This is a genomic window from Pseudomonas sp. Pdm06, from assembly GCF_014851795.1.
Classification (GTDB): domain Bacteria; phylum Pseudomonadota; class Gammaproteobacteria; order Pseudomonadales; family Pseudomonadaceae; genus Aquipseudomonas; species Aquipseudomonas fluorescens_AA.
Genome location: NZ_JACVAH010000009.1, coordinates 21,881 through 46,317, shown reverse-complemented (window position 1 = coordinate 46,317; position 24,437 = coordinate 21,881). Strand labels below are relative to the sequence as shown.

15 protein-coding genes and 1 pseudogene are annotated in these 24,437 nt (G+C 60.7%); 1 reads left to right on the top strand and 15 read right to left on the bottom strand.

All coding sequences use genetic code 11. The annotated features are described in order from the left end of the window. Positions 1–552: 552 nt before the first annotated feature. The gene (locus tag IB266_RS15980) at positions 553–912 is read right to left on the bottom strand and encodes a DUF6124 family protein (RefSeq protein WP_192261747.1); all 360 of its coding nucleotides are present in this window, start codon (positions 910–912) and stop codon (positions 553–555) included. Between the two features lie 708 nt (positions 913–1,620). Here IB266_RS15980 and IB266_RS15975 point away from each other — a divergent pair. Further along, positions 1,621–2,100: pseudogene (locus IB266_RS15975) on the top strand (protein kinase domain-containing protein); the annotation flags it as partial. 553 nt (positions 2,101–2,653) lie between these two features. On the opposite strand, the gene IB266_RS15970 reads toward IB266_RS15975, so the two are convergent. The 14 genes from IB266_RS15970 to IB266_RS15905 form a co-directional block, all read right to left on the bottom strand. After that, positions 2,654–3,847 (bottom strand): hypothetical protein, encoded by a 1,194-nt coding sequence (locus IB266_RS15970; protein WP_192261746.1) that lies wholly within the window; start codon positions 3,845–3,847, stop codon positions 2,654–2,656. A 180-nt stretch (positions 3,848–4,027) separates the two neighbouring features. Continuing rightward, a complete protein-coding gene (locus IB266_RS15965; RefSeq protein ID WP_192261745.1) occupies positions 4,028–5,044 on the bottom strand; it encodes a hypothetical protein in 1,017 nt (338 codons plus the stop codon). A gap of 6 nt (positions 5,045–5,050) precedes the next feature. Continuing rightward, entirely contained in the window at positions 5,051–9,448 is a 4,398-nt protein-coding gene (locus IB266_RS15960; protein ID WP_225613554.1) for an RHS repeat-associated core domain-containing protein, read from the bottom strand. A gap of 82 nt (positions 9,449–9,530) precedes the next feature. Continuing rightward, entirely contained in the window at positions 9,531–9,809 is a 279-nt protein-coding gene (locus IB266_RS15955; RefSeq protein ID WP_092168349.1) for a hypothetical protein, read from the bottom strand. A gap of 1 nt (position 9,810) precedes the next feature. Further along, positions 9,811–14,250, bottom strand: a complete 4,440-nt coding sequence (locus tag IB266_RS15950; protein WP_192261744.1) for an RHS repeat-associated core domain-containing protein — start codon at positions 14,248–14,250, stop codon at positions 9,811–9,813. A 12-nt stretch (positions 14,251–14,262) separates the two neighbouring features. Further along, the gene (locus tag IB266_RS15945) at positions 14,263–14,697 is read right to left on the bottom strand and encodes a DcrB-related protein (protein ID WP_072407508.1); all 435 of its coding nucleotides are present in this window, start codon (positions 14,695–14,697) and stop codon (positions 14,263–14,265) included. 18 nt (positions 14,698–14,715) lie between these two features. Further along, positions 14,716–16,653, bottom strand: coding sequence for a type VI secretion system tip protein TssI/VgrG (gene tssI / locus IB266_RS15940; protein WP_092168355.1), 1,938 nt, complete (start codon positions 16,651–16,653; stop codon positions 14,716–14,718). 168 nt (positions 16,654–16,821) lie between these two features. Next, a complete protein-coding gene (gene tssH, locus IB266_RS15935; RefSeq protein ID WP_192261743.1) occupies positions 16,822–19,500 on the bottom strand; it encodes a type VI secretion system ATPase TssH in 2,679 nt (892 codons plus the stop codon). After that, on the bottom strand, positions 19,493–20,545 hold the full coding sequence (gene tssG, locus IB266_RS15930) for a type VI secretion system baseplate subunit TssG (protein ID WP_060740015.1): 1,053 nt from the start codon (positions 20,543–20,545) through the stop codon (positions 19,493–19,495). The genes tssH and tssG overlap by 8 nt, the downstream gene beginning before the upstream one ends. Next, positions 20,509–22,368: a type VI secretion system baseplate subunit TssF gene (gene tssF / locus IB266_RS15925; protein ID WP_060740016.1), complete on the bottom strand. Its 1,860-nt coding sequence runs from the start codon at positions 22,366–22,368 to the stop codon at positions 20,509–20,511. Before tssF ends, tssG begins: the two co-directional genes overlap by 37 nt. Then, entirely contained in the window at positions 22,365–22,877 is a 513-nt protein-coding gene (tssE, locus tag IB266_RS15920; RefSeq protein ID WP_058542707.1) for a type VI secretion system baseplate subunit TssE, read from the bottom strand. The genes tssF and tssE overlap by 4 nt, the downstream gene beginning before the upstream one ends. Next, entirely contained in the window at positions 22,871–23,296 is a 426-nt protein-coding gene (locus IB266_RS15915) for a hypothetical protein (protein ID WP_060740017.1), read from the bottom strand. The genes tssE and IB266_RS15915 overlap by 7 nt, the downstream gene beginning before the upstream one ends. Continuing rightward, a complete protein-coding gene (locus IB266_RS15910; protein WP_060740018.1) occupies positions 23,296–23,751 on the bottom strand; it encodes a type VI secretion system amidase effector protein Tae4 in 456 nt (151 codons plus the stop codon). Before IB266_RS15910 ends, IB266_RS15915 begins: the two co-directional genes overlap by 1 nt. A gap of 81 nt (positions 23,752–23,832) precedes the next feature. Then, on the bottom strand, positions 23,833–24,321 hold the full coding sequence (locus tag IB266_RS15905) for an Hcp family type VI secretion system effector (protein ID WP_025216165.1): 489 nt from the start codon (positions 24,319–24,321) through the stop codon (positions 23,833–23,835). Between the last annotated feature and the right edge of the window lie 116 nt (positions 24,322–24,437).

Below are 24,437 nucleotides of genomic sequence, written 5' to 3'. Positions count from 1 at the left end.
AAGTAGTCATGAATCATTCCTTAGTTCGTAGAAACCCTAAACCTTGGAGATTAGGATTCGTAAGTGTCCGTTCCTGGTCGGTTGCTGTCTGTGGTTAGAGGAAGCTCGCCGCGCCGTCTTAAAACATACCAAAGACTCACCAACAATTTCCTATTGGAGCGAGCCTGCTCGTGGGGGCTGCACGTTATGCTTCCTCAAATTTATACGGTCCGTGGCGAATAAGCTTGCTCCCTCGCCACGGGGTTGATGGTGAAGCGGCTATTGTGAAACGACGTTTTCCAGCGCTTAATTGTCTGCATTCAACTCCGTTCGATAGTCGATGGGTGCCAAGGGTCGAGCCGTCATAGCGAAATTTTTCTTAATTTTCTTCCTTTGGCATAGGATTTTTTTCGTGTGCCAAGGAAATCTTAAGTTGAACCCAATTTGCTTATTTTTCTTAACTCGCTGGCACTCTTTTAGATGACCACGCAGAGCTACCGCTAATATCCCCTTGGCCGGAATAGGAAAAAGGCATATCGATTAACCGATATGCCTTTTTCTTTGCATTGGCTGCTAGCGTGGATCGACGTTATCCAGCACTCGGTTCGCCAGCAATGAGCTCAGTTCAATCAGTTGCTGGATGCCGAGGGCGATGTGGCGGCGGGGGCCTTCCAGGTCGAAGGCCAGGTTGCTGATCATCGCGTCGGCGGATGCCAGGTTTTCGCTAAGGTTGGCGAGCAGGCATTCGTTGTCGGCGTTTTTTGCCACGGTGAATAGCTGGCCCGGTTTGGATGCATCTTCGGACTTTTCCGGTTTTGGTAGCAGGTAGTAATCCAAGGCGCGTTTAGCAGCTTCGTCCTGCGTTTTGTTTTTGCTACCGGAACGGGGAGCGTTTGGGTCTGTTTCTGGAGGATTTGGAGTTATCTTGAACATATGCATTTTTCCCTTTAGTAGGCCGCAACCATCTCGCTACTAAACGAAGGGGTGGCAGCTGTGCGCAAGTTAGTAGACCGGTGGAAAACACATAAAAGCCCGGCGCGCCCGAGGGCGCCATGCGCACAGCCACCATCAAGTGCAGATAACGCCTGACTGATGAGACTCATGCAACCATTATGTATTTCCAACCAGGGCTACTAAACCCGACCACTGATGGGCAGTGGCAGGGAAAACGATAGAGGCTAGAGACAAGGCGCACAAGCGGGCGGATTCTGGCGTAGTTGTAGGCAATGGCGCAAGGATTCGTAGCTTGGTGGAGGCGTTGCGGAGGGAGAATAAACAAGCCTTTGTAATGCCCAGGATTCGGGGCGAGGGAGCTTGCTCTCGTTCGGTGGCACAGTGATTTTTCTGTAGGAATGAGCCGACTGTTTTGGGGTGATTTTTTCGTCCAGCGGGATTGTGGTGCGGTGAGGGGGAGGCGACATAACCCGGCATTCGGCTCGGCAGCAATGAATGAGTTTGAGTAGTCGTTGGGCGTTGGGGGGGGAACCGTACGGTGAAATTCCTTGATGTTCTACAAGCTGATCCTAACTGGTACCAGAGTCTTGATAGATCAAAAAATGATCGATTATTAGCTGGTTTGGTATGTTTAGCTGTCCAGCTAAACATGCAATTAGAGCTAAGGTAATGCACGTACAGGAAGTTTTGCTGCTGCTCGATGCCTTGGTGTACACCCACGGCCGGAGCGTGCTGCACGGCGACATGAAGCCGAGCAACGTCATGTTGAGCGAGGAGGGCCTGCGTCTGTTCGATTTTGGCTTGGGCCTGGCCGAGGAAGGGCCCTCGCGGTACCTGCCGAACCTGAACCGTGAGCGCCTCAACGCCTGGACGCCAGGTTACGCGGCACCTGAGCTGCTTGAAGGTGCACGCCTGTCAGCGGGTGCCGATGTCTATGGTGTGGCTTGCGTGCTGTATGAACTGGCGAGCGGCCAACACCCGTTCCGACGGTTACCCGCCACCGAGGCCCGCGATGCCCGGTTGGAGCGCGGGCTCAAGGCACCGCGCCACCTGCCCAGGCGTTGCTGGCCGGCGCTGCGAATGGCGTTGGCGTTTGATCCGGGGCAGCGGCGTATTGGTGCGGCTCAGTTGCGTGATGCCTTGGGTGATGTTTCGTCTTGGTGGTGACATTCCCCTTGTGGGAGCGAGCTGTTCGCAATAGCGGTCTTGTCTGACCCGGTGATGTTGAAGGTGCCGCCGTCATCGCGAGCAAGCTCGCTCCCACAGTTTTTTCCGAGTTGTTCATAGGCATTGCGTTCACGCAAATCCCTTGTGGGAGCGAGCTTGCTCGCGAAGGCGGCAGTACGTTACACACCTAAATCCGGCCCTTCTCGATCTGAAGGTGTACGCGATCCGTGGCCAGAGATCGCTCCGTAGGGTGGCGCAGCCGACGTAAACCGGCTGATGCGGTTTTTTCCGGAGAAATGCGTCAGCCTGTTTTGGGGCGGCTTCGCCGCCCAGCGGGAGCAAGCTCCCTCGCCACGGGTTGGTGGTGTTGCGGCTATCGTGGGTCGACGTTATCCAGCGCTCGGTTCGCCAGCAATGAATTTACCTTTTCTGGAACAGCCAAGCGCGATCAATAAAAAAGCGTCGAGACATTACTGCCTTGACGCTTCGTTTTGTGCCCTTGTCCTTTGTCTACCCGTGCGCTCCGAGATGTATCGGCAGGCACATAGGGTCTTTACATAAGTTTTTTATCCAAAGTGTGACTGTACAGGCCGGGGTTTTTAAGTCCTTCTAAAAGGCTGTCACGCTCCGCTTTTAGTGGTGCTTTTTTCTCCTCACTGGCTCCACTTTGCAAATCGGCTTCTATTCGCTCCAATCTGGTTTTCGTGTTTTTTATCGCTATTTCTCGGGCTTCAGCCTGGGTATCCATTGCCTTGATGCACCAAGCCGAGAATTTTTTCTGGCCCTCATTCGGGTCTGGCAATAAAAGAGCCGACATGCACAATTGCTGTTCATCATCGGCAAGCACAACGTTATTAACAATCCCTTCGACTGTTTTTGCTATTTGTTGTATGTGGGCGTCTGATCGTTGGCTACCCATGCCAGTGGTTTCTATTTTTACCTTTATTTCTCCGTCTGCAATGACGCCTTTTGTATCGGCTATTGCGCTGTCGATAACGGTTCTATCGTCTTTCAGGTTTTTGATTTTTTCCGCCAGGTCCGATGCGGTTTGATCCATTTCCGAGGTATCGGCCTTGGCGTCCGCTTTTTTTGCGTCACTGATTTTTTTGTCTACGGCCGTCTTCTCTGTTTCCAGGGCAGAAATTCTATCGCTGACCTTTTCTCTCTCTGCTCTTTGTTCGGAAAGTGATTTTGTCGCTTCGGCCCGCCCACTTGTGGTGAGGGCTATTGGAGGGGCCTTCACCGTTCCTGTCAGTTGCTCAATCGCCAAAAGGGCCACTGTATTTTTTTGGAAGCGCCTCATGAGAAGGTCATATTGAGCGGCGCTTATCGCGCCAGACATGTAGCTCTCACACAAGCGATAGCCGAAATCACGGAGCAACTGGATGCTTTGTGTGCGTATGCCTGTGAATGCGGCTCCATCCTGCATGGCGAAAGCCAATTCACCGCTTGCCTTACCTGGATACCCCCCTTTTGCCGCCAACTCATAAGCAAGGGAGGCCATTGCATCGGGGCTGGGTTCTGCACAGACAAACACCCCGTTCTTTTTGTGCTCCTCCGAAACGAGCTTTCCGGTGGTGTCGTATTTTCTGGTTACGTTCTCATTGGGGGCTACCAGTATGGCTCTCTGTCGAATATCGCTCAGGGAGCTTTCCCCACGAGAAACATCAAAAGTTCGGTAGATGCTGTTCAGGTTGGCGCAGCCGGCGATAGACATAATGATGAAAGCTAATAAGGTCCCCTTCATGGCGCATGGCTCCCTTTGCTTGGCGATGATGGCACTCTGGTATAGCTCATGGAGTCGATGTCCGCGACTGAGCCGAGCAAAAGAATGTTGGGAGGCCAAGCCAAAGCGCATTTTTTTCGGCAAGCGGGGGCGGCTTCGCCGCCCAGCGGGAGCAAGCTCCCTCGCCACGGGGATTTGTGCTTAACCTGCGTGGCTGTACAAGATGTTGTAGAACGAGGTGTGCTCATCGTTGATCAAGGCCAGATCCTGCCCCGTGGGAATTTTTTCGAACAGCGCTTTGTCGACCCCCATCCGACGCCGGATGATCACCTCCAGCAATTGGCCAAACAACGCTTCATCACGGACGTGTTTTTTCAGTTTTAGAACGTCGCGAGGTTTGTCTTTCAGGATGTGAAAGGCGTAATTCATCACAACCATATTGGAGACGAACAGGTTTGCCGTTGACTGAAGCGGATTGACCGCATCGATCAACGCATCAAATATTTTTTTCGGGTCCTGAGCGTACGTGAGCAGAAATACATCGGGGTACATAAGCTCGCTGTGGCGATCATTGATCGCGAAGCGGTAATGAGTCTCGTCGGGCTCGGTGAGTAATCTGACGGTGCTTGTTTGAAAGGTTTTCAACGTACTGAGCAGTTCATGCTCTTTCCTGCTGTCGGCCTTGATCGTTTTGTAGACCCGATCAATCACATCCAGAAAAGCCACGGGCCCCAGCCCGTCGGTCGCCATCATCAGTTGATCGCCTTCGATGCTGAACCGGCGATAAGCCTCGTCATCAATGCTCAATTCGAAAAGCAGGAACCTGAGCATGTAGTTCCTCAGGTGCGCGTCCGCATCCAGGGCGCTTTTCTTCAAGCTGATCAGCTGGATCAGGTAGAAGAAAATAAAGTACTGCTTGTTGGTTCGTTGACGGTTGTCGATTTCAAGCAGGTAGCCAAAACGCGACAGGACCAGCAGCAGGGCGTAGCAGTCGGGTTCTGTGAAGCCGTTCTTCAACATGGCTTTTTCGAAAGCGCTGACGGAAAACAAATCATGCCAGCGGCTAACGCTGAAGGGCGCGCCATTGCGTTTTCTGGCGACAGCGGTCAGCAGCGCAGGCTCGTCTTCTTCGTAAAAAACAGCACCCAACGCCTTCGGATACGGCCGGACGTTCAGGAAGTTTTCAAGCTTGTAGGAGAGAAGATCGAATATGTCCATCTGGCGTTATCCGCAGGTCTTCCATTTTCCGTTCGGGCCTTTTTTCTCGACACGAAATGACGTAATGGTTTTATTGAATTTATCCAATAATCGGAAACCGATGCCTCTGGCCTTGGGCTCATTCGTCTTGGACAGCACGCCATCTTTCAGGCCCGTCTCTTTATAGTCAACGGTAGAGATGTCCTTGTGATTATTGAGCATGCTCACACCTTCGTTATTGACGGTGGCCACTACCCGATACTTCTCATTGCCTGGGTTGAATCCAGGGTTACTGTCCTGGTTGACCCACACCGCTTTCTCTCCTCGAATATTCGGAACCAGGCCACCTTTGCCCCCGTTGGCAGCCTTGGACGAGACGGTTTCGCTTTCGCCCATGTACCGGATAATCTCATTCTCTTTGAGCCCCAGCGGGTCGATCCAGGTAAATGGATTCGGTGCGTAGCGATAGAGATTCAGGCTTGCCGCCAGGCCCAACGGGTCGGGCGTGGTAAAGCGGCCTATGTCGGGATCATAGAAGCGGAAGGTGTTGTAGTGCAGGCCCGTTTCCCGGTCCAGGTACTGCCCCTGAAACCGCAGGTTCTGCTCTTCGATGTAGTACGGTTCACGGACTTCATCAGTGGTGTTGCCCCATACCTGGTAGCGAGCGTGCCATAGCGGATGGCCGTCACTTTCCGTCAAGGCTTGTGGCAAACCATTGGGGTCGTTGTGGTAATAGCGGATGCGTTGATGTTCATCGATGCCGTCGACGCGGGCCAAGGGTTCGTGACTGTCGCCGATGTAGAGGTACAGGCTGGTCAGGCTATTTTTATGTTCCTTGAGTAGCTGCAGGCCATCCCAGTCGAAACGCGTGCAGGCGATGAGACGTCCGTCGTCATCGTGTTCGGTTTTCTCAATCCTTCGGCCCAACGGGTCGTAGCGCATCCTGACGATGCTTTCACCGTCGGACTTGTGCGTTCTAACTTCAACCAGCCGATGATCCGAGTCGTAGCTGAACCGCTGCAGGCCATGCCGGCTGCTGCGCTTTTCAATCATTCGGCCAAAGCCATCGTAGCGATAGTGCTTATCCTGATAGCGCTTGAGTTGGTTGTGCGTAACCCGCCCACTTGTACCCGGTGAACTGTCGAGGAGATTGGCGGCGGCATCGAAGGAAAATGTTTCATTCTGGCTTTGCCGAGTGCCCTGGCTTGCCAGGATCCGGCCCGTCACATCGTAGTGCAGCAATTGGCGTTGTTGACCTGTTGGCAGCCGCTCAAGGCGCCCCACCAGGTGGTCACCAGGATCAAACTCGAAATGGGTCTGATCGGTGGCAGGGATCAACGCCGGTTGGCGGGTATGCCGACGTTGGCGGCTGCGTAAGCGCCCGCTACGGTCGTACTCACTCCGTGTGCTGATTTGGCCTTGGGTGCGTAGCACCTCTCGATGCAGCCGATCGCGTTCGAAGTCGCTGATGACGTGGCCGTCGAGGTTGATTTGGTGCAGATGACCACTGCCGTAGTACAAACGGTTGACCCAACGGCCATCGGGTAGGTGGGTCTGGATCAGGTTGCCGAGTTCATCGTAGTGATGCTTCAGAACACCTGCTGAACTCTGCTCCTCGATCAGATAACCCAGAGCGTCATAGGCAAAGCCCAGTCGTTGTTCGTTGCCGTCGTTATCGATGACCGTGGCTTCGATTAACTGATTCAACGGGCTATAGCTGTACCGGGACTGTCCATCCGGTGTGATTCGGGTTGTCAGCCGGCCAATGGCATCACGTTCTAACTGATGAACAAGGGGCTTTTCACTGGGCTGATGACCACCTCGCGGCGCGGCGACGGTTTCGACTCGCTTTACGTTGTTGAGAGCGTCGTACGTGTAGCCCTTGGCGCTGCCATCAAGGTTGCGCTGTTCGGCCAACCGATCCCCTGCATCCCAGGCAAACCGGTAGCTTTCGCCATTCTCGTTGGTCAGCGCTTGCAGCCGGCCGAAGCTGTCGTAGACAAACTGCACCTGCCGGCCCTGGGCGTCGGTGCGTTGGCGGACCTGGCCGCGGCGGTTGTGTTGGTAGAGCGTGGTGTGCCCGGCCGGGTCGGTGTAGCCGGTGAGCTGGCCGGCGGTGTCGCGCTGGTAGCGCTCGGTGCGGCCGTCCGGCAACTGGCTGCCGAGCAAACGCCCCTGGGCGTCGTAGCTGAATTGGGTGCGTTCGCCGAGGGCGTCGGTGATGGTCTGCAGGTAACCGCGGGCGTCGTAGCTGAAGCGCGTCGGGTAACCCGAGCAATCGACGTGTTCCACCAATTGGCCGAACGGGCTCCAGCGCAGTTTTTTGCTTTTGCCGGTGGCGTCGATGATTTCCACGACCTGGCCGTGGGCGTCGTGGCGATAGCGGGTGACGTGGCCCAGCGGGTCGATTTGCGCTGTGCAGTTGCCGCGTTGATCGTAGCGGTATTTCCAGCTGTGGCCGGCGGGGTTGGTGTCCACCCGCGGCAGGGCCCAGTGTTCGAGCCAGAGGGTGGATTCGCTGCGGCCCAACGGGTCGGTTTCGCTGATCAGGTTGCCAGCGTCGTCGTAGTTGAATTGGTACTGGCCGCCTTGTGGATTGGTGGCGCTGAGCAACTGGCGTTCGTCGTTCCATTCGAACAGCCAGGTCTGGCCGAGGTTGTCGGTGTATTGGGTGATCTGGTGCTGGCTGTTCCACTGCCGGGTGCTGACGCGTTGCAGGCTGTCGCTGATGCGGGTGATGCCGGCCTCGAGGTCATAGTCGAACTGGTAGGTGTCGCCTTCGTCGGTCCAGTGCCGGACCACGCGCCATTCCTGGTCGTCGATCAGGGCCCATTCGTAGAAGCAGTGCAGGCCGGTGGGCAACTGGTGCTCGACCATCCGTTGCCCGGCGTCGTAGCGGAAACGCCGTTGCACCTGGCCGCTGGCGTCGCGCACTTCGGCGAGGGTGTTGGCCGCGTCGTAGGCGTAGCTGACCAGCACCTCCCGCGTTTGGTCGGGGTAGAGGCGCTCGATGTGGGTGACGCGTTCGCCTGCGCGGATCAGCTCGACGTGCACCAGGTCGAAGGTGTCGCGCAGCCGTACCAGGCGTCCGGCGTCGTCGTAGTCGAGGTGGATGCGGTTGTCGTTGCGGTCGCCCAGTTGGCTCAGGCGCAGGTGTGAGGGGTTGGCGGGTGAAGGTTCGAACAAACGGTACAGGCCGTTTTCGCTTTCGATCAGCAGTTGCCCGTTCACATGGCGGCGCACGGCCAGGCCTTCGCCGGCGCTGAACACCGCGCCGCCCAAGGGGATGGAGCCCATGTCGATGGGCCGGCCCTGTTCGTCGGTGTAGACCAGGGTTTCGCCGCCCTCGGGGTGGCGCTGGATTTCCACCTGCACTTCGTAGGCGACGCTCCAGCCGGCGCCGAACAGACTGTCGTGGCGTTCGTCGCGGCTGTTGTAGACGCGCTGCCAGTCAATCGGCAGGATGCCGGGCAAGACGAAATCCAGGTCCTCGTCAGCGCCCAGCACCTTGGCCCCGGTGGCGGCATGCACTGGGTTCGACGAACCCATGGCCGCATTGGCGGCCGCGTTCGCCGCGCTGCTGGCGGCCATGGACACCGCGCCGCCCACCAGCATGCACGGCAGTTTGCTGAAGAACTTGCCCTTGCCGCCCTTGAGCATCAGCAGTGCGGTGACCGCCAGGCCCACGCCCGGGGTCTTGCCGCTGCGAATCTCGCGCACCACCACCGAGCCGCCGCCAATGGTCACGTCAGGGGAAATCAGCCCAGCCGACACCACCGTGGCATCGCAGGTGCTGCGGTCGCCGCTGCGCACGGCGGGCTGGCCGTTGATGGTGACCTTCTCCGAACCTTCGGCCATGAACTGCGGTGGCATGGGTGGGTGCTTGGTGCAGATCACCAGGTCTTCCGGTCGGGTCTCCGTACCGGGGGCGGGCGAGGCGACAGTGGGGCGCCACATTTGCGAGAAGAAACTCCCGGCCATGTCCAGGTAACTGGGTTCTTCTTCCGGCTCGGGCATTTCCAGTTCGGTGCCGGCCGGCGCCACATGGGAAAACACCGCACCGGCCGCCCGGGCCGAGGGGATGTTGTTGGTGAAGGTGTCCTTGGAGCCGGTGAGGATGTTGGCCTGCACCGTGGGCGGAAAGAGGGCGTTGCCGATGCCCTCGCATAAATTGCTCAGGCCTTTGTCGGCCCCGGTCTTGCTCATGGCCAGGCCGACGATGGTGCCCACCACCAGGCCCAGGACGAAGCAACCCAGGCCGCCGGTAACCACGGTAATGCCCGTGGCCGCGACCACGGCGGCGGTCGCCAGGGCGGTGATCGCGATGTTGGCCGCCACCTCCAATACACCGCCCAGGATGTCGGCCATCATCGAGGTGTGGTTGAGTGCATCGCCCAGGCGGGCGGCCCAGAGCGCGTCAGACATGCACGTTGCTCAGACGGGTAGGGTGGCTGGGGAGGGTGTGTTCAAGCAGTTGGATGCCTTCCATTGCATCTGTCCTTGTGGGTTAGGGCATGCTCATCAGGGCCATTCTCAGGCGCTTGATCAGTTTCGGGGTCTTGAGGCAATCGGCCGGGCGTTTGTTGCCCAGGGCGGGCACTGTCTGTTCCAGCCACCATAAGCCTTCCTTGAGCCCCCTTTTGCCGTAGAGCACCACGGCCATGTCGAGGTTGTCATCCATGGCCTTGGCCAGCGCGCGGGCGTTGTCGTCGAGGTAGTCCTCTTCGTACAACCGCACGAAATGCTGCCAATCGGCGTCGCCGACGTATTCGTCTTCCAGTCCCATTTTAAAAACCTGCAAACGAAATCAAGTTGCTGCCGGTCGGGTTTCGCGCCGACGGCGCCAGGATCCCATCATAACCATTAGCCTTGGCCCAGGCGCCGATTTGATGGGTCTGGGTGTATTTGTCGCCGGTAATGCTCTTGAGGGAGACCCCCAATTGTTTGCGCACATCGGCCCGGGTCAGGTCCAGGACGTTGTTGAGCTGCACTTTCTTGCTGACCAGCACCCGTGTGGACAGGTCCACGCCCCAGTGATTGACTTCGCCCATGGCTGTCTTGCGTGAGTTGGCGCCATAGACACCGCCCAGGCCGGGGGCGGTGTAACGGTGCCTGGAGGCGACGTTCCACTTGTGCGCCGTCCAAGTCGTGCTGATCCGCCCCGGCTCTTCAAAGCGATACACCGTTCGGTTGACCTTGCGACCCTTGGGCGGCGTCGAGCATTTCATCAGCCCGAAGGGGTCGATCCAACTCACCGGGTTCGGCGCGTACTGGTAGAGGTTCAGCCCACCGGCTAGGCCGATCGGGTCCGGTGTGGTGAAGCGGCCGATGTCCGGGTCGTAGAAACGCAGGGTGTTGTAGTGCAGCCCGGTTTCGCGGTCCAGGTATTGGCCCTGGAAGCGCAGGTTCTGCTCTTCGATGTAATACGGTTCGCGCAGCTCTTCGGCGGTGTTGCCCCACACTTGGTAACGGGCTCGCCAGAGTGTGTGGCCGTCGGCTTCCGAGAGCTGTTCGGGGAGGCCGTTGAAGTCGTTGTGGTAGTAGCGGACCTTCTGCTGATCACCCAGGCCGTCGACCCTCGCCAGGGGTTCGTGGCTGTCGTCGGCGTAGATGTAGAGGCTGGTCTGGCTGTCGCGGTGTTCCTGCAAAAGTTGCAGCGCATCCCAGGTGAAACGGGTGCGGCTGAGCAGCGTGGCGTTGCGGTCGTACTCGGCTTTTTCGATGCGTCGACCCAACGGGTCATAGGTCATTTTTACGACCGAGCCGTTATCGTTGCGCACTTCCACCAGGCGTTGTTCGGCATCGTAGCGAAAACGCTGGACGCCACGTCGGGCGCTGCGTTTTTCCACCATGCGACCGAAACCGTCATAGCGGTAGCGCTTGTCCTGGTAGGTCAACAAGCGGTTATGCGCGACCTGGCCTGTGCCCAGGCCGTCCAGCAGGTTGGCGGCTGGGTCATAGGCAAAGCTTTCACGCTGGCCTTGAAGGTTGTCCTGGCTGGCAAGGATGCGGCCGGTGGCGTCATAGTGCAGTAACTGGCGATGGGACGCTTCGGGCTGGCTGTCGAAGCGCTCCACCCGTTGATCGCTGGCGTCATAGCCAAACAGCGATTGCGCCACAGGCTGCAGCAGCGTGGATTGACCCTGTTGCCGCCGCTGGCGGGCCCGCAGGCGGCCACTGCGGTCGTATTCGCTGCGGGTGCTCTGGCGCCCCTGGGTACGCAGCACTTCGCGGTGCAGGCGGTCGCGCTCGAAATCGCTGATGACCTGGCCGTCGAGGTTGATCTGGTGCAGGTGACCGCTGCCGTAGTGCAGGCGGTTCAGCCAACGACCGTCGGGAAGCAGCGTCTGGTTCAGGTTGCCCAGTTCGTCATAGCGATGTTCGAGGTTCCCCGCCCAGCCTTGCTCGGTAATCAATTGCCCCAGGGCGTCGTAACGCAAGCCCAGGCTTTGTACTTCACCGGTCTGGCTGGTGAAGGTGATCGCGTTGACCTGGTCGAGCGCGTCATAGCGGTACTCGGTGCGCCCGTCTGCGGTGACTTTCGCCACCAGTCGCCCCATCGCATCGCGCTCCAGCTCATGAATGATGGGGGCTTGGGGGGCGAGGTCCAGGTCAGTGCTGCCAGGCACCGCGAGCGCTTCCACGCGGGTGACGTTGTCCAGCGGGTCGTAGGCGTAGCGCTTGAGGCTGCCGTCCAGGCTGTGTTGGGCGGTCAAGCGGTCGGCGGCGTCCCAGGCGAACCGGTAGCGCTCACCGTTTTCGTTGGTCAGGGCCAGCAGGCGCCCGTAGTTGTCGTAGCTCAGCTCCACCCGGCGACCATGGGCGTCGGTGCGCACCTGCAGTTGACCGCTTAGGGTGTGTTGGAAAGTTGTCGTATGCCCGGCCGGATCGCTATAGCTGATCAACTGTCCGCTTGCGTCACGCTGATAGTGCTCGGTGCGCCCGTCCGGCAGTTGCTTGCTCAGCAGTCGACCCTGGTCGTCGTAGCTGAAAAGCGTCCGCTCTCCCAGTGCGTCGGTGCTGCTGAGCAACAGCCCTCGCTCGCAATAGCTCAACCGTGTGGTGTAACCGGAACAATCGGTGTGTTCGCTGAGTTGCCCAAGCGCCGTCCAGCGCATGCGCTTGCTTTTGCCGGTGGCGTCGATGACCTCCACCACTTGGCCGTGGGCGTCGTGGCGATAGCGGGTGACGTGGCCCAGCGGGTCGGTTTCGCGAATGCGGTTGCCCCGCGCGTCATAGCGGTATTGCCAGGTATTTCCTGCGGCATCGGTTTCAGCCAGGGGCAAGGCCCAGTGTTCGAGCCACAGGGTTGACTCGCTGCGCCCCAGCGGGTCGCGGGTTTCGCAGAGGTTGCCCGCTTCGTCATAGCTGAACTGATGTTGTCCGCCGTTGGGATCGGTCGCCCCCAGCAACTGGCTTTCGTCGTTCCACTGGAAGGTCCAGGTGCGACCCAGCGCGTCGGTGTTTTCGGTAATCTGATATCGGGTATCCCAGCGACGGGTGCTGATGCGCTGCAAACCGTCGGTGATGCGCGTGGTCCCGGCGGCCAGGTCGTAATCGAAGGTGTAGGCGTCGCCCGCGTCGGTCCAGTGGCGAACCACGCGCCATTCCAGGTTTTCAACCAACGCCCATTCATAGAAACAGCGAAGCCCGGTAGGCAGTTGGTGTTCCACCATTCGCCGCCCGGCGTCGTAGGCGTAGCGACGTTTTACCTGGTCGTTGGACTGACGGACCTGCGCCAGATCGCCCTGGCCGTCGTAGCCATAGTGCATCAGCACTTCCCGGCGTTGATCGGCATAGAGGCGGTCGATCCGGCTGACCCGTTGTGGCCAGCGCTCGTCATACGCCAGTGCGATGCGGGTCAGGTCGAAGGTGTCACGCAGTTGCGCCAGGCGTCCGTTATCGTCGTATTCCAGGTGGATACGGTTGTCGTTGCGGTCACCCAGTTGGTTCAGGCGCAGCAGCGCTGCATTGGCTGGCGTGGGTTCGAACAAGCGGTACAGCCCGTCCGCGCTCTCTATCAGCAACTCGCCGTTGGCATGCCGGCGCACGCTGAGGCCTTCACCGGCACTGAACACGGCACCGCCCAGGGGGATCGAGCCCATGTCGATGCGTCGGCCCTGTTCGTCGCTATAGACCAGGGTTTCGCCGCCGTCTGGATGGGGCAGGATTTCGACGCGCACCTCGTAGGGCACGCTCCAACCGGCACCGAACAATCCGTCGCGGCGTTCGTCGCGGCTGTTGTAGAAGCGTTGCCAGTCGATCGGCAAGATGCCGGGCAGGACGAAGTCCATCTCCTCGACATCGCCCAACACTTTGGCCCCGGTGGCGGCGTGCACGGGGTTCGACGAGCCCATCGCGGCGTTGGCCGCGGCGCCCATCGCGCTACTGACCGCCATCGACGCCGCACCGCCGACCAACATGCAGGGCAGGTTACTGAGGAATTTACCCTTGCCGCCCTTGAGCATCAGCAGCGCCGTGACCGCCAGCCCGACGCCCGGGGTCTTGCCGCTGCGGATCTCGCGCACCACCACCGAACCGCCACCGATGGTCACGTCAGGTGAAATCAGCCCGGCTGATACCACGGTCGCATCGCAGGTGCTGCGGTCGCCACTGCGCACGGCGGGCTGGCCGTTGATGGTGACTTTGTCCGAGCCTTCGGCCAGGAACTGCGGCGGCATCGGCGGGTGTTTCATGCAGGTGATCATGTCCAGCGGCTTGGGCACGGCACCGGGCGCGGGCACGGCGACGGTGGGACGCCACATCTGCGAGAAGAAATTCTCGGCCATGTCCAGGTAGCTGGGTTCGGCTTCGGGTGCTTCAAGTTCGGTGCCGGCCGGCGCGACATGGGACTCGATCGCCCCGGCGGCGCGGGCGGCAGGGATGTTGTTGGTCAAGGTGTTGGTGGAGCCGGTGAGGATGTTGGCCTGCACCGTGGGCGGGAAGAGGGCGTTGCCGATGCCCTCGCAGAGGTCGCTTAGCCCCTTGTCGGCCCCGGTCTTGCTCATGGCGAGGCCGACCACGGCGCCCACCACCGCGCCGAGCAGGAAGCAACCCAAGCCGCCAGTGGCAACGGTAATGCCCGTGGCCGCGACCACGGCAGCCGTCGCCACCGCGGTGATCGCAATGTTCGCGGCCACTTCCAGGACGCCGCCGAGGATATCGGCCATCATCGAGGTGTGGTTCAGCGCGTCGCCTAGCCGAGCGGCCCAGAGTGCGTCAGACATGCAGGGTGCTCATCAAGCCTGAACGTCGAACAGCAGCGAACCCTTGATCGTTGCCCAATGCGCCGCTTCGGCATCGCCCAGTTTCTCGGCTTTCACGTAGCTCAGGGCAAGCATTTTGCGGGTGCCGGGCAGCACCAGGGCCAGCTGGAACTGGAAGACCTTTTCATTGCCCTTGTTGAACTGGCTGCGCAGTTCGATGGCTTCGACTTCCTGATTGGCGCCTACGCGCACGGTGGCGCCCGGTTGGCAGCGCAGGTCCTGGACCTGTTTTTCCAGGCGCTTGAGCTGGTCGTCGAGGTTGCTTTGCAGGGTCTCGCCCTCGGCCAGCAAGCTGCGGCTGACGATCAAGGATGTGCCCAGTTCGGGGAACTTGAGGATGTTGATTGTTGCGTCCAGCAATTCGCTGGGCGGCAGCTGGAACTGGAATTCATTGAGGCGGTAAGTCATGGCGCGAAAATCTCGAGGTTAGCCCTTGGGTGCAGGGAACGCGGCTTGGATGTTGGCGTCGATGCTGCCCTTGACGCCCTGGCCGTCCGGCGTGGCTCCGGGGCCGCCACCGTTGTTCAGGTGCAGCACGCCGCCGGTGTTGAACTCGGCATCGCCGCTGGCGTAGAAGCTGATCTGTACGCCGGTCAGGTTGATCTGGCCGCTGGCGTTGAGCTCCAGGATGCTTTCGCCACATACCAGGCGCAGGTTTTCGCCCACTTCAATCACGTAGCTCTGGCTGATGCTGTCGGTCTTGCGCTGGCCGACGGAGAGGATGTCCTCCTGCTTGACGATGCGCAGGCGGTTGTTGCCGATGGTCACCGTCTCGTTGTGGCCGATGCTCTTGTTGCGGTCATGGCCCACCGAATGGCTTTCATCCACCTCGACCACGATGTCCTGGTTACGCTCGGCGTGGATGTACAGTTGCTCGGCGCCTTTCTTGTCTTCCATGCGGATTTCGTTGAAATTCGCTGGCGTGCCGCCCTTGCTCGAACGGCTTTTCATGCCGCTCTGGGTGGCATTGGCGGGCAAGTCATAGGGCACGGTCTGTTCGGCGTTGTAGACGCGACCGGTGATGATCGGCCGATCCGGGTCGCCTTCGAGGAAACTGACGATCACTTCCTGGCCAATTCGCGGGATCTGCATCGAGCCCCAGTTTTTCCCGGCCCATGCCTGGGACACGCGAATCCAGCACGAGCTGTTTTCGTTGGATTGGTCGTGACGGTCCCAGTAGAAATGCACCTTCACCCGGCCGAACTGGTCAGTCCAGATTTCCTCGCCCTTGGGACCCACCACTAACGCAGTCTGCGGGCCTTTGACGATAGGGCGATGGGTGATGGGCAGTGGCCGATAGCTTTGCTGGGCGTCGATACAGATCAGGCTGCTTTCGAACTGCGCCGAAGGCGCGCCACCGCCGGTTTCGCCGCTTTCCTGGGAAATGTAGTAGCGGGCGCCGACGATCAGGTATTCGCGGTTCTGGTCCTGGCGGGTGAAGCCGGTGAGGCTGAACAGATGCCCCGAGCCCAGGCCCCGAGCGTTACCGGCCAGCTCGACCTGTTCGTGCTGGGTCTGCAAGGCTTCGATGCGGGTGCGGGCGTAGTGTTCGCCGTCCTGGCTCTGCACGTAGGTGCCAGGGTAGTCGTACAGGGGATAGTCGCCGGCCGTGTGCGGGCGGGGCATGGCCGAGCGCACGTCGATGCGCGCACTCGGGCGCTGGAAGTCGTAGTCGTTGAGCTCCAGAGAGCCGGGCTGGACTTCCTGGGCCAGGTGCCAGTTGTGAATGTGGTCACGCTCGCGCTGCTGCTCGTTCTTCGGGTAGTACGGTACTGAGCCGTAGCCGGGGGCCGTGGTGTGGGCGCCATAGGCATCGGCCAGCACCAGCACATGCCGGCCCTGCTCATGGCGGAAGAAGTAGTAGATGCCTTCCTGTTCCATCAAGCGGCTGACGAAATCGAAGCTGGTCTCGCGATACTGCACGCAGTATTCCCACTCGCGATACGTCTGGCTCAAGGCGTCTTCGAAATCGGAAAAGCCCAGGTCGCGGAACACCTGCTTGATGATCTGCGGGATGGTCAGGTTCTGGAAAATCCGGCAATCGGAGGTGCGGGTCAGCAGCCAAAACCACGGGCGCAGGGTGGCCTGGTAACTGGCGAACTGGCCCTGGTCGACGTTCTGGCTGAAACGGGCGACGATGCCATGGAAATAACGCTCGCCACCGCCATCGAGTTGCAGGCTCACGCACATGGGCTTGCCGAGCACCTGATTGAGGTCGATGGCGTTGTCCAGCGAGTGCAGCTGCAGCTCATAGTTGAACAGCCGCCCCAGTTCTTCGCCGCCGCCCATGTCCTTGAGCAGCAGTACCTCAGGTCCCAGGGGGCTGGTGATCTTGGCCAGGCGTGAGGCTTGGTTGAATAACATCGCTCATCTCATCGTTGTAATGGCTGCGCCGCTGATTGCCTGAAGACACCGGACGCACTGTGGGAGCGGGCTTGCTCGCGAAAGCGGTGTGTCAGCCAACATTAATGTCACTGACAGATTGCCTTCGCGAGCAAGCCCGCTCCCACACTTGATCCGGTTCCTATCAGGTCAGGCCGCGTCGCTGAAATCGTACTGCAATTCGTTGTCCACCGCGCTGATCCGCACGCCGGCTAAGGCCTTGCCTTCGAGCATGCGGGTCAGGAACTCGCGGCTCATGTCCGGCAGCAGGCTGTTGGTCAGGATGGTGTCGATCATACGCCCGCCGCTCTCGGTTTCGGTGCAACGCGAGACGATCAAATCGATCACCGCGTCGTCGTAGTCGAAGGCCACTTTGTGGGTGCTCTCCACGCGCTTCTTGATGCGGTTGAGTTGCAGGCGGGTGATGGCCTTGAGCATCTCGTCGCTGAGCGGGTAGTACGGGATCGTCACCAGGCGGCCGAGCAGGGCCGGCGGGAAAATCTCCAGCAACGGCTGGCGCAAGGCCTTGGCGATTTCTTCCGGCTCGGGCACGTTCTGCGGATCCTTGCAGACGTCGGCGATCAGTTCGGTGCCGGCGTTGGTGGTCAGCAGGATCAAGGTGTTCTTGAAATCGATCACCCGACCTTCGCCGTCCTCCATCACGCCTTTGTCGAACACCTGGAAGAAAATTTCATGCACGTCCGGGTGGGCTTTTTCCACCTCGTCCAGCAGCACCACACTGTACGGTTTGCGCCGCACGGCTTCGGTCAGCACGCCGCCTTCGCCGTAGCCGATGTAGCCCGGTGGCGCGCCCTTGAGGGTGGACACGGTGTGGGCTTCCTGGAACTCGCTCATGTTGATGGTGATGACGTTCTGCTCGCCGCCGTACATGGCTTCGGCCAGGGCCAGGGCGGTTTCGGTCTTGCCCACGCCGGAGGTGCCGGCGAGCATGAACACGCCAATCGGCTTGCTCGGGTTGTCGAGGCCGGCGCGGGAGGTCTGGATGCGCTTGGCGATCATCTGCAAGGCATGGTCCTGGCCGATGATGCGTTTTTTCAGGTGCTGGTCGAGGTTGAGCACGGTTTCCAGTTCGTTGCGGGCCATGCGGCCCACCGGGATACCGGTCCAGTCGGCGACCACCGAGGCCACGGCCTGGTAATCCACGGTGGGCAGGATCAGCGGGGTTTCGCCTTGCAGGGCGGTCAGGCGCTGTTGCAGGTCCACCAGTTTCTCGCGCAGGGCGTGGCTGGCTTCGCTGCCGTCCTCGCTGTCCACCACGCCGACGCGCTCGCGCAGGGTGGCGCGGGTGGCGAGCAGCTCGTCCACCAGGGTTTTCTCTTCGGCCCAGCGGCTTTCCAGCTCGGCCAGGCGCTCGCGTTCGGCGCTCAGCAGGCTTTCGCTGTGGGTCTGGCGAGTGCCGATGACCACGCCAATCGCGTGCTCACGGGCGATGATTTGCAGCTCGGTTTCCAGCGCTTCGATGCGCCGACGGCTGTCGTCCACTTCGGCCGGCACGGCGTGCAGGCTGATGGCGACGCGGGCGCAGGCGGTGTCCAGCAGGCTCACGGATTTGTCCGGCAGCTGGCGCGCGGGAATGTAGCGGTGGGACAGCTTGACCGAGGCTTCCAGGGCTTCGTCGAGGATCTGCACCTGATGGTGTTTTTCCATGGTCGAGGCTACGCCGCGCATCATCAGCAGGGCTTTGTCTTCCGACGGCTCGGCCACTTGCACCACTTGGAAACGGCGGGTCAGGGCCGGGTCTTTTTCGATGTGTTTCTTGTACTCGGCCCAGGTCGTGGCAGCCACGGTGCGCAAGGTGCCACGGGCCAGGGCCGGCTTGAGCAGGTTGGCCGCGTCGCCCGTGCCGGCGGCGCCACCGGCACCCACCAGGGTGTGGGCTTCGTCGATGAACAGGATGATCGGCTTGGGCGAAGCCTGGACGTCTTCGATGACCTGGCGCAGGCGCTGTTCGAATTCGCCTTTCATGCTCGCGCCGGCCTGCAACAGGCCCACGTCGAGGCTGCGCAGTTCCACGTCCTTGAGGGCCGGCGGTACGTCGCCGGCGACGATGCGCAGGGCAAAGCCTTCGACCACGGCGGTCTTGCCCACACCGGCTTCACCGGTGAGGATCGGGTTGTTCTGCCGGCGGCGCATGAGGATGTCCACCAGTTGGCGGATCTCTTCGTCACGGCCGACGATCGGGTCGAGCTTGCCGCTGCGGGCCTGCTCGGTGAGGTCGACGGTGAAGCGCTTGAGGGCTTCCTGCTTGCCCATGGCGCTGGGGGCCATGGCGCCGCTGGCTTCGCCCGGCACTGCACCGGCATTGAAGCCGTCGCTGGCGGTCAGGGCGTTTTCCGGCGAGTCGCCGACGTATTCGTCAAACCGCTCGCTCAGGGCTTCGACCTTGACCTTGTCGAACTCCGACGACAGGCCCAGCAACGCGTGGCGCAGGCTCGGCGTCTTGAGGATGCCCAGCACCAGGTAACCGGTGCGCACCTGGCTTTCGCCGAACATCAGGCTGCCGTAGACCCAGCCGCGTTCCACGGCTTCTTCGACGTGGGAGGACAGGTCGGTGATCGACGTCGAACCCCGTGGCAGGCGGTCGAGGGCTTCGGTGAGGTCACGGGCCAGGCGCGCCGGCTCGATGTTGAACTGGCGGATGATGCGATGCAGGTCCGAGTCCTGCAGTTGCAGCAACTGGTGAAACCAGTGGGCCAGTTCCACATAAGGGTTACCGCGCAACTTGCAGAACACGGTGGCGGCTTCGATGGCTTTGTAGGCCACGCTGTTGAGTTTGCCGAACAACGCGGCGCGACTGATTTCACCCATGCTCATGGCTCCTTGAGGTCTGTGAGGTGTTGGCCTGTTCGGCGTAATGCCGGGCCAGTATTAAATCGTTGGCATCTGTTTCGGGGCGGCCCAGCCAGGTATTGAACCCCAGGCGGAAACGACCGTTGAGTTGCAGTGCCGGGACTTCGGGCTGTTCCAGGACCAGGTTCAGGTCCCAGTCCAACTCATGGCCCAGGTATTCGGCGACCCAGGCCACCAGCTCGTTGAACGGTTGGCTGCCGGGCAGCATGCCCATGTAGTCAACGAGCTTGAGTGGCCCCAGGCGAATGCGAAATTTGTGCTGGCGATCCCACACGAAGCGGCCCAGGCAGAAGTCCACGCCCAATTGATGAGCGCTGACCCCGACGCGGCTGCGTTCGGGCAGCTCCAGCCATTGGCCGACGTATTCTTCGATCTCCACCGGCAGGCCGAAGTACTCGCTGAGAATCGCCTTCAAACCGTCCGGGTAACGGGTTTGCGCCGACAGGTGGCCGCTGTAGTGCAGCTTCGCCGTGTCGGGGATCAGCCCCTGGTTGAGCAGGCTCGGCATGCCCCGGCCGCTGAGCGCCGCCAGGCGCGCCGACCAGTAGTCATCGTCCGGGCGGTCATGGCTGACGGTCGGCCGTGCTTCGGCCCAGGCCCGGTAGAACAGGCTGAGCAGGCGATGGTGAAACACATCGAGGAAGCGCTTGCTGGTACTGTCGGCGTTGTTGCGCTGGCGTTCGCGCACGTATTCGGTGATGTGCAGCGGCATCGGGCCGTTGGGGCCGCCGAGGCCGAAGAAGAATTGCTCCAGGCGCGCCGGCGTACCGTCGCCGCCCGGTTGCACCGAGGCGAGGGTGGCCGGAGCGAAGGTGCAGTCGGCTTGTTGCCCGAGGCGCAACGGGTCATCGGCCAGGCGCAGGGAATGGCCCAGGCGCGGCAGCTCGGGGGATTCGCACTCGATGCGCCGCAACGCCTGGAAGAAGTCGTATTCCCAGGGTTCCTGGTGCATCGCTTCCAGGGTACTCACAGGGTCGGACGACGTCCGGGCTTGGCTTTCCATCGCATGATCTCGCCGCGTTCGGTGGTACGGATCACCGTCTCGGTAAAACTGTTGATCGACACGTAGCGTGCCAGGAAGCGTTCGAACACCGCACCGAGCAGGAACACCCCGGTGCCGCGAAACGCGTTTTCATCGAATTCCAGGGTGATCTCCAGGCCCCGACCGAACACGATCGGGCCGGGCATCGGCAAGCGCCGGGTGCAAGCCTTGCTGCTGACTTCCCGCAGGCCTTCGATCTGCAATTGCAGCGCCGCGTCGTTGCTGTCGCCGTACAGGCGCAGCAGTTCACGCAGGGCGGCGGCGCCTTGGCCTTGTTCGCTCAACGACAAGTAGTTCAGCGACAACTGGCTGATCAGCCGCCAGGCCTTGGCATCGTGGGCATGGCTGGCCCGTGGGCGACTGGGACCTGCCACGCAACGCACGGCGCCAACCGGTGCACTGTCGGCCAGGGTGAAGTCGGTCTTGCCGTTGCCCACGCCCATGAACAGCGGCAGGTCGCGGTTGGTGCACAACGCCGTCACGCCCAACTGGCGCAGGTCGTGGCGGTAGGGCGCTTGCTGGCTGTCCACCAGGCTGACGAAGGTTTCGCTGCCGATGTAGGTCGAGCGCGGGCCGTTGCGCCGTTGGTCGCTGGACAGCACGCGCGGTTCGCGGCGCACGGTGTAGTAGGCCTGGTCGCGGCCATAGCGGGACGGATCGCGCACGGCGTAGAACGGCAAGAACGGCTGCTCCGGCCCCGTGCCGTGGCCGGTGAGGCCGCTGAGCGAATGCACTTCGAAATCCATCGGCCGGGTGCGGTCGGCGATCACGTGGTGTTCGTTGACCCGCTCCGACAAGTGAATGCGATCCAGGCGCTTGGGGAACAGGTTGATGGCCGGGGTGCAGAACGGCAGGAACTGCGAAGCGCCGACGCTGCCCTCCAGGCTTGGATCGTGACGGTCGAACAGCACGATCAACTCCAGTTCCTGGCCGTCGCAGCGTTTGACCGCGCGGCTCAACTGGGTGAAGTCGACAAACAGGAAACGGTGGGGCAGGGCGAAGTATTCCTGCAACAGGCGATAGCCCTGGAAGGCCCGGGACACCACCGGCAGCGCGGCGTCGGCATCGTCGAAGCCGCGCGAGCGCAACGCATCCTGGGGCAGCCGCTCCACCCAGTCGCCGCCGGGCTTGCGGGCGAACACCGCGCAGGCATTGCCCAGCAGTTGTTCGTAGAGGCGGAAGGGCTGTTCGTCGGCGCCGCTCAAGTACAGCGGCAGGTTGTCCAGGGCCAGGCTGTTGAACGGCAGTTCGGCGCCGGTGCGCAGTGTGATGCGCAGCCCGGCCTTGGCCTTGGGCTCGCTGGCGGCCAGGCGCCCGAGCACCACGGACGGGTTGCCGAAGTATTCGGCCTGGCTGACCTGCAACGGCCACAACGTCACCGCGTGGGCGGTGCGGTACTCGCAGCAGGTCTGGGTTTCGCGACCCAGGGCGGCGCGCAGGACGGTATCGCGGGGCAGCGGGAAGCCACTGCTCAGCGAGCCTTCGTCCGGGTCGGCCTGCATCTGCACCACGGTCATCGACGGTGTCGGCGCCAGGTAATGGGGGTAGGCGATTTCCAGCAGGTTGTGGGTGAAGGTCGGGTACTCGGCGTCGAGCTTGAGCTGCACCCGCGCCGTCAGGTAGGCGAAGCCTTCCAGCAGGCGCTCGACATACGGGTCGGCGCAGTCCATGCCGGACAACGTCAGCCGACTGGCGATCTTCGGGTATTCCTTGGCGAACTCCGCCGCGCTTTCGCGCACGTGGTGCAGTTCCTGGTTGTACAGCTCCAGCAGGCGCGGGTTCATGAGCGTCTCCGCTGGTCGGCGTTGACCACGCGCACATGGCCGGTTTCCAGGTCCAGGTCGGTCTGCAGCATCAGGCGCAGGGGCACCGGTTGGGCCCAGAGGTCGCCCTCGATCTCGAAACTCAAGGCGTTGTGGTTCATCTCGGCGGTCGCCCGGGCTCGTACCCGCAGGGTGTGGCGCAGGATGCGCGGTTCGAAGGTGGCAATGGCCTGGTGGATCAAGGTTTCCAAGGCCGAGACATCGACGTTCGACGCGCTGTTGCCGGCCAGTGCCGGCAGGCCGAAATTCACCACCGAGGTACCCGCGGGGGTGTGCAGCGTGGCATCGGCGTCGAGCAATGACGTGGTGTTGAGCAGCCACGCCAGGTCACGCAGCACCGAGGCTTTCAATTGGGTCAGGGACAGCACGCGTTTGTCGGCGCTTTCCTTGGGGTTGGTCGGATCGTCGTCGGTCAACCGGTCCAATAGGGAGGGCTGGAGGCGATCGCGGGTGGCGATTTCGGTTACCACGTAAAGGGTGCCACGTACATTTTCTGGTCTCCGCCGGAGCCGCAAGCTGCATACAGGCTGACCGTTCCCGCCTCAAAACCTTCCGGCATCTGACGAATAGCCTGCATTTTGCTCAGACAATCGCGGCTGGGGGCGGGCATGTGTTCGCTGCGCCAGACCGCAAAAATCGGGATGTTGTTGAACATTTCCACGCGCAGTTTCTGCTGTTTATCCAAGCTGAAGCCGCACGGCCATTCCATGTCCAGCTTCATGCGACTCTGGTCGGGTTTGACCAGCGTGCATTGGCCCTGATCGTCAACCAGGCTGAGTGACTGGCCCTCGAAAACCGCCTGGGTCGTTGGCGCCCCGGCATGCTCGGCGCACGCGCTCAGGCTGATCAGGCTAGTCGTCAGGCATAAGGCGAGCAGGGGCTTGTTCATTAAATGAGCTCCCAGAACCAGACCTTCTTGGATCGATAGAAAAGGTCGCTGGTTTGGGTCAGGCCACGATTCCATAGATCGATATGGTCGCCGCTACGACCTTCGGCAGTCTCTCCTGATTGCTGAAAGCAGTCCTTGAAGAAAATCAGGCCGGTCTTGCCCATCAATGTCTTTCGATCTTCGGGGCTGTTACTGAGAATAGTTGGATGGCCCAGATGATGTTTCCACAACCAATTCGCCAATGACTCGGCGCCCCTGGCGTGTTCATGCTTACACAGGGGGTCTTTGGTGTAGGTGGATTTGTTGACCTTGATGGTTTTCTCCGCATTGAGCGTCAGGCTCATGCGTATGGCGCATTGGTTTGCCCAGGGACCGTCACAGGGTTTTGCGTCAGGATGGGCAATCAGCAGGTCGGAATAGGCTTTCCACAAATTGATAAACGAAGGCTTGGCCATGACTCAGACACCGAAAGGGAAAAGATTGGATTCGAGCAAGCACCAAACACCCCCGGCGCGTGGCACCGGGGGTATTTTCGATTACACCTTGACGTTCTGACGGATGTTCCAGCCGAACTTGACCGGACCGCCTTCCTTGGTGCCGTCGGCTTTCTGTGGCTGGTAGTCCACCAGCACCTTGGCGAAGTTCAGGGTGACGTTTTCAGTCAGGCGATCATCGCCGCCCGAGCCGCCGGTGCTCAGGGAAGTGACCAGCACTTCTTCCAGGTTGATGATCATGTACTCGACCTGGCTTTCACCGCCGGCCTTGCGCACGGTCAGCTTGACCTTGTCGATGTGCTTGCCGCTGGCGCAGTGCATCATCAGGTTCGGCGAAGCCTTGTCGACGAACTTGGTCAGCGACAGGTCCTGGACGTTGACCTTGCCGGCACCGCCGCCGCTGCCTACGTGCATGTTGCCGGACTGGGACATGCCCCAGCTCCAGTTCAGGACGTCGATCTCGTCCTTGTGGGCCTTGTCCATGGACTCGCCCTTGATGTCGCCGATCTTGATGAAAATATCAACAGCCATGTTTTCTCCCTGTGTGGTTTCTAACCACATTGTTTGGTTGACGCTGACCTTGCGAAATTACGGGTGCTGAACGGGGTGGAAGACGATCTCCAGCCTGCTGGAGATCCCCTGTGGGA

Excerpts from the sequence above, each read along its gene's own strand:
- IB266_RS15980 (WP_192261747.1), bottom strand. The coding sequence starts at position 912 with ATGTTCAAGATAACTCCAAATCCTCCAGAAACAGACCCAAACGCTCCC.
- IB266_RS15970 (WP_192261746.1), bottom strand. The coding sequence starts at position 3,847 with ATGAAGGGGACCTTATTAGCTTTCATCATTATGTCTATCGCCGGCTGC.
- IB266_RS15965 (WP_192261745.1), bottom strand. The coding sequence starts at position 5,044 with ATGGACATATTCGATCTTCTCTCCTACAAGCTTGAAAACTTCCTGAAC.
- IB266_RS15960 (WP_225613554.1), bottom strand. The coding sequence starts at position 9,448 with ATGTCTGACGCGCTCTGGGCCGCCCGCCTGGGCGATGCACTCAACCAC.
- IB266_RS15955 (WP_092168349.1), bottom strand. The coding sequence starts at position 9,809 with ATGGGACTGGAAGACGAATACGTCGGCGACGCCGATTGGCAGCATTTC.
- IB266_RS15950 (WP_192261744.1), bottom strand. The coding sequence starts at position 14,250 with ATGTCTGACGCACTCTGGGCCGCTCGGCTAGGCGACGCGCTGAACCAC.
- IB266_RS15945 (WP_072407508.1), bottom strand. The coding sequence starts at position 14,697 with ATGACTTACCGCCTCAATGAATTCCAGTTCCAGCTGCCGCCCAGCGAA.
- tssI (WP_092168355.1), bottom strand. The coding sequence starts at position 16,653 with ATGTTATTCAACCAAGCCTCACGCCTGGCCAAGATCACCAGCCCCCTG.
- tssH (WP_192261743.1), bottom strand. The coding sequence starts at position 19,500 with ATGGGTGAAATCAGTCGCGCCGCGTTGTTCGGCAAACTCAACAGCGTG.
- tssG (WP_060740015.1), bottom strand. The coding sequence starts at position 20,545 with ATGGAAAGCCAAGCCCGGACGTCGTCCGACCCTGTGAGTACCCTGGAA.
- tssF (WP_060740016.1), bottom strand. The coding sequence starts at position 22,368 with ATGAACCCGCGCCTGCTGGAGCTGTACAACCAGGAACTGCACCACGTG.
- IB266_RS15915 (WP_060740017.1), bottom strand. The coding sequence starts at position 23,296 with ATGAACAAGCCCCTGCTCGCCTTATGCCTGACGACTAGCCTGATCAGC.
- IB266_RS15910 (WP_060740018.1), bottom strand. The coding sequence starts at position 23,751 with ATGGCCAAGCCTTCGTTTATCAATTTGTGGAAAGCCTATTCCGACCTG.
- IB266_RS15905 (WP_025216165.1), bottom strand. The coding sequence starts at position 24,321 with ATGGCTGTTGATATTTTCATCAAGATCGGCGACATCAAGGGCGAGTCC.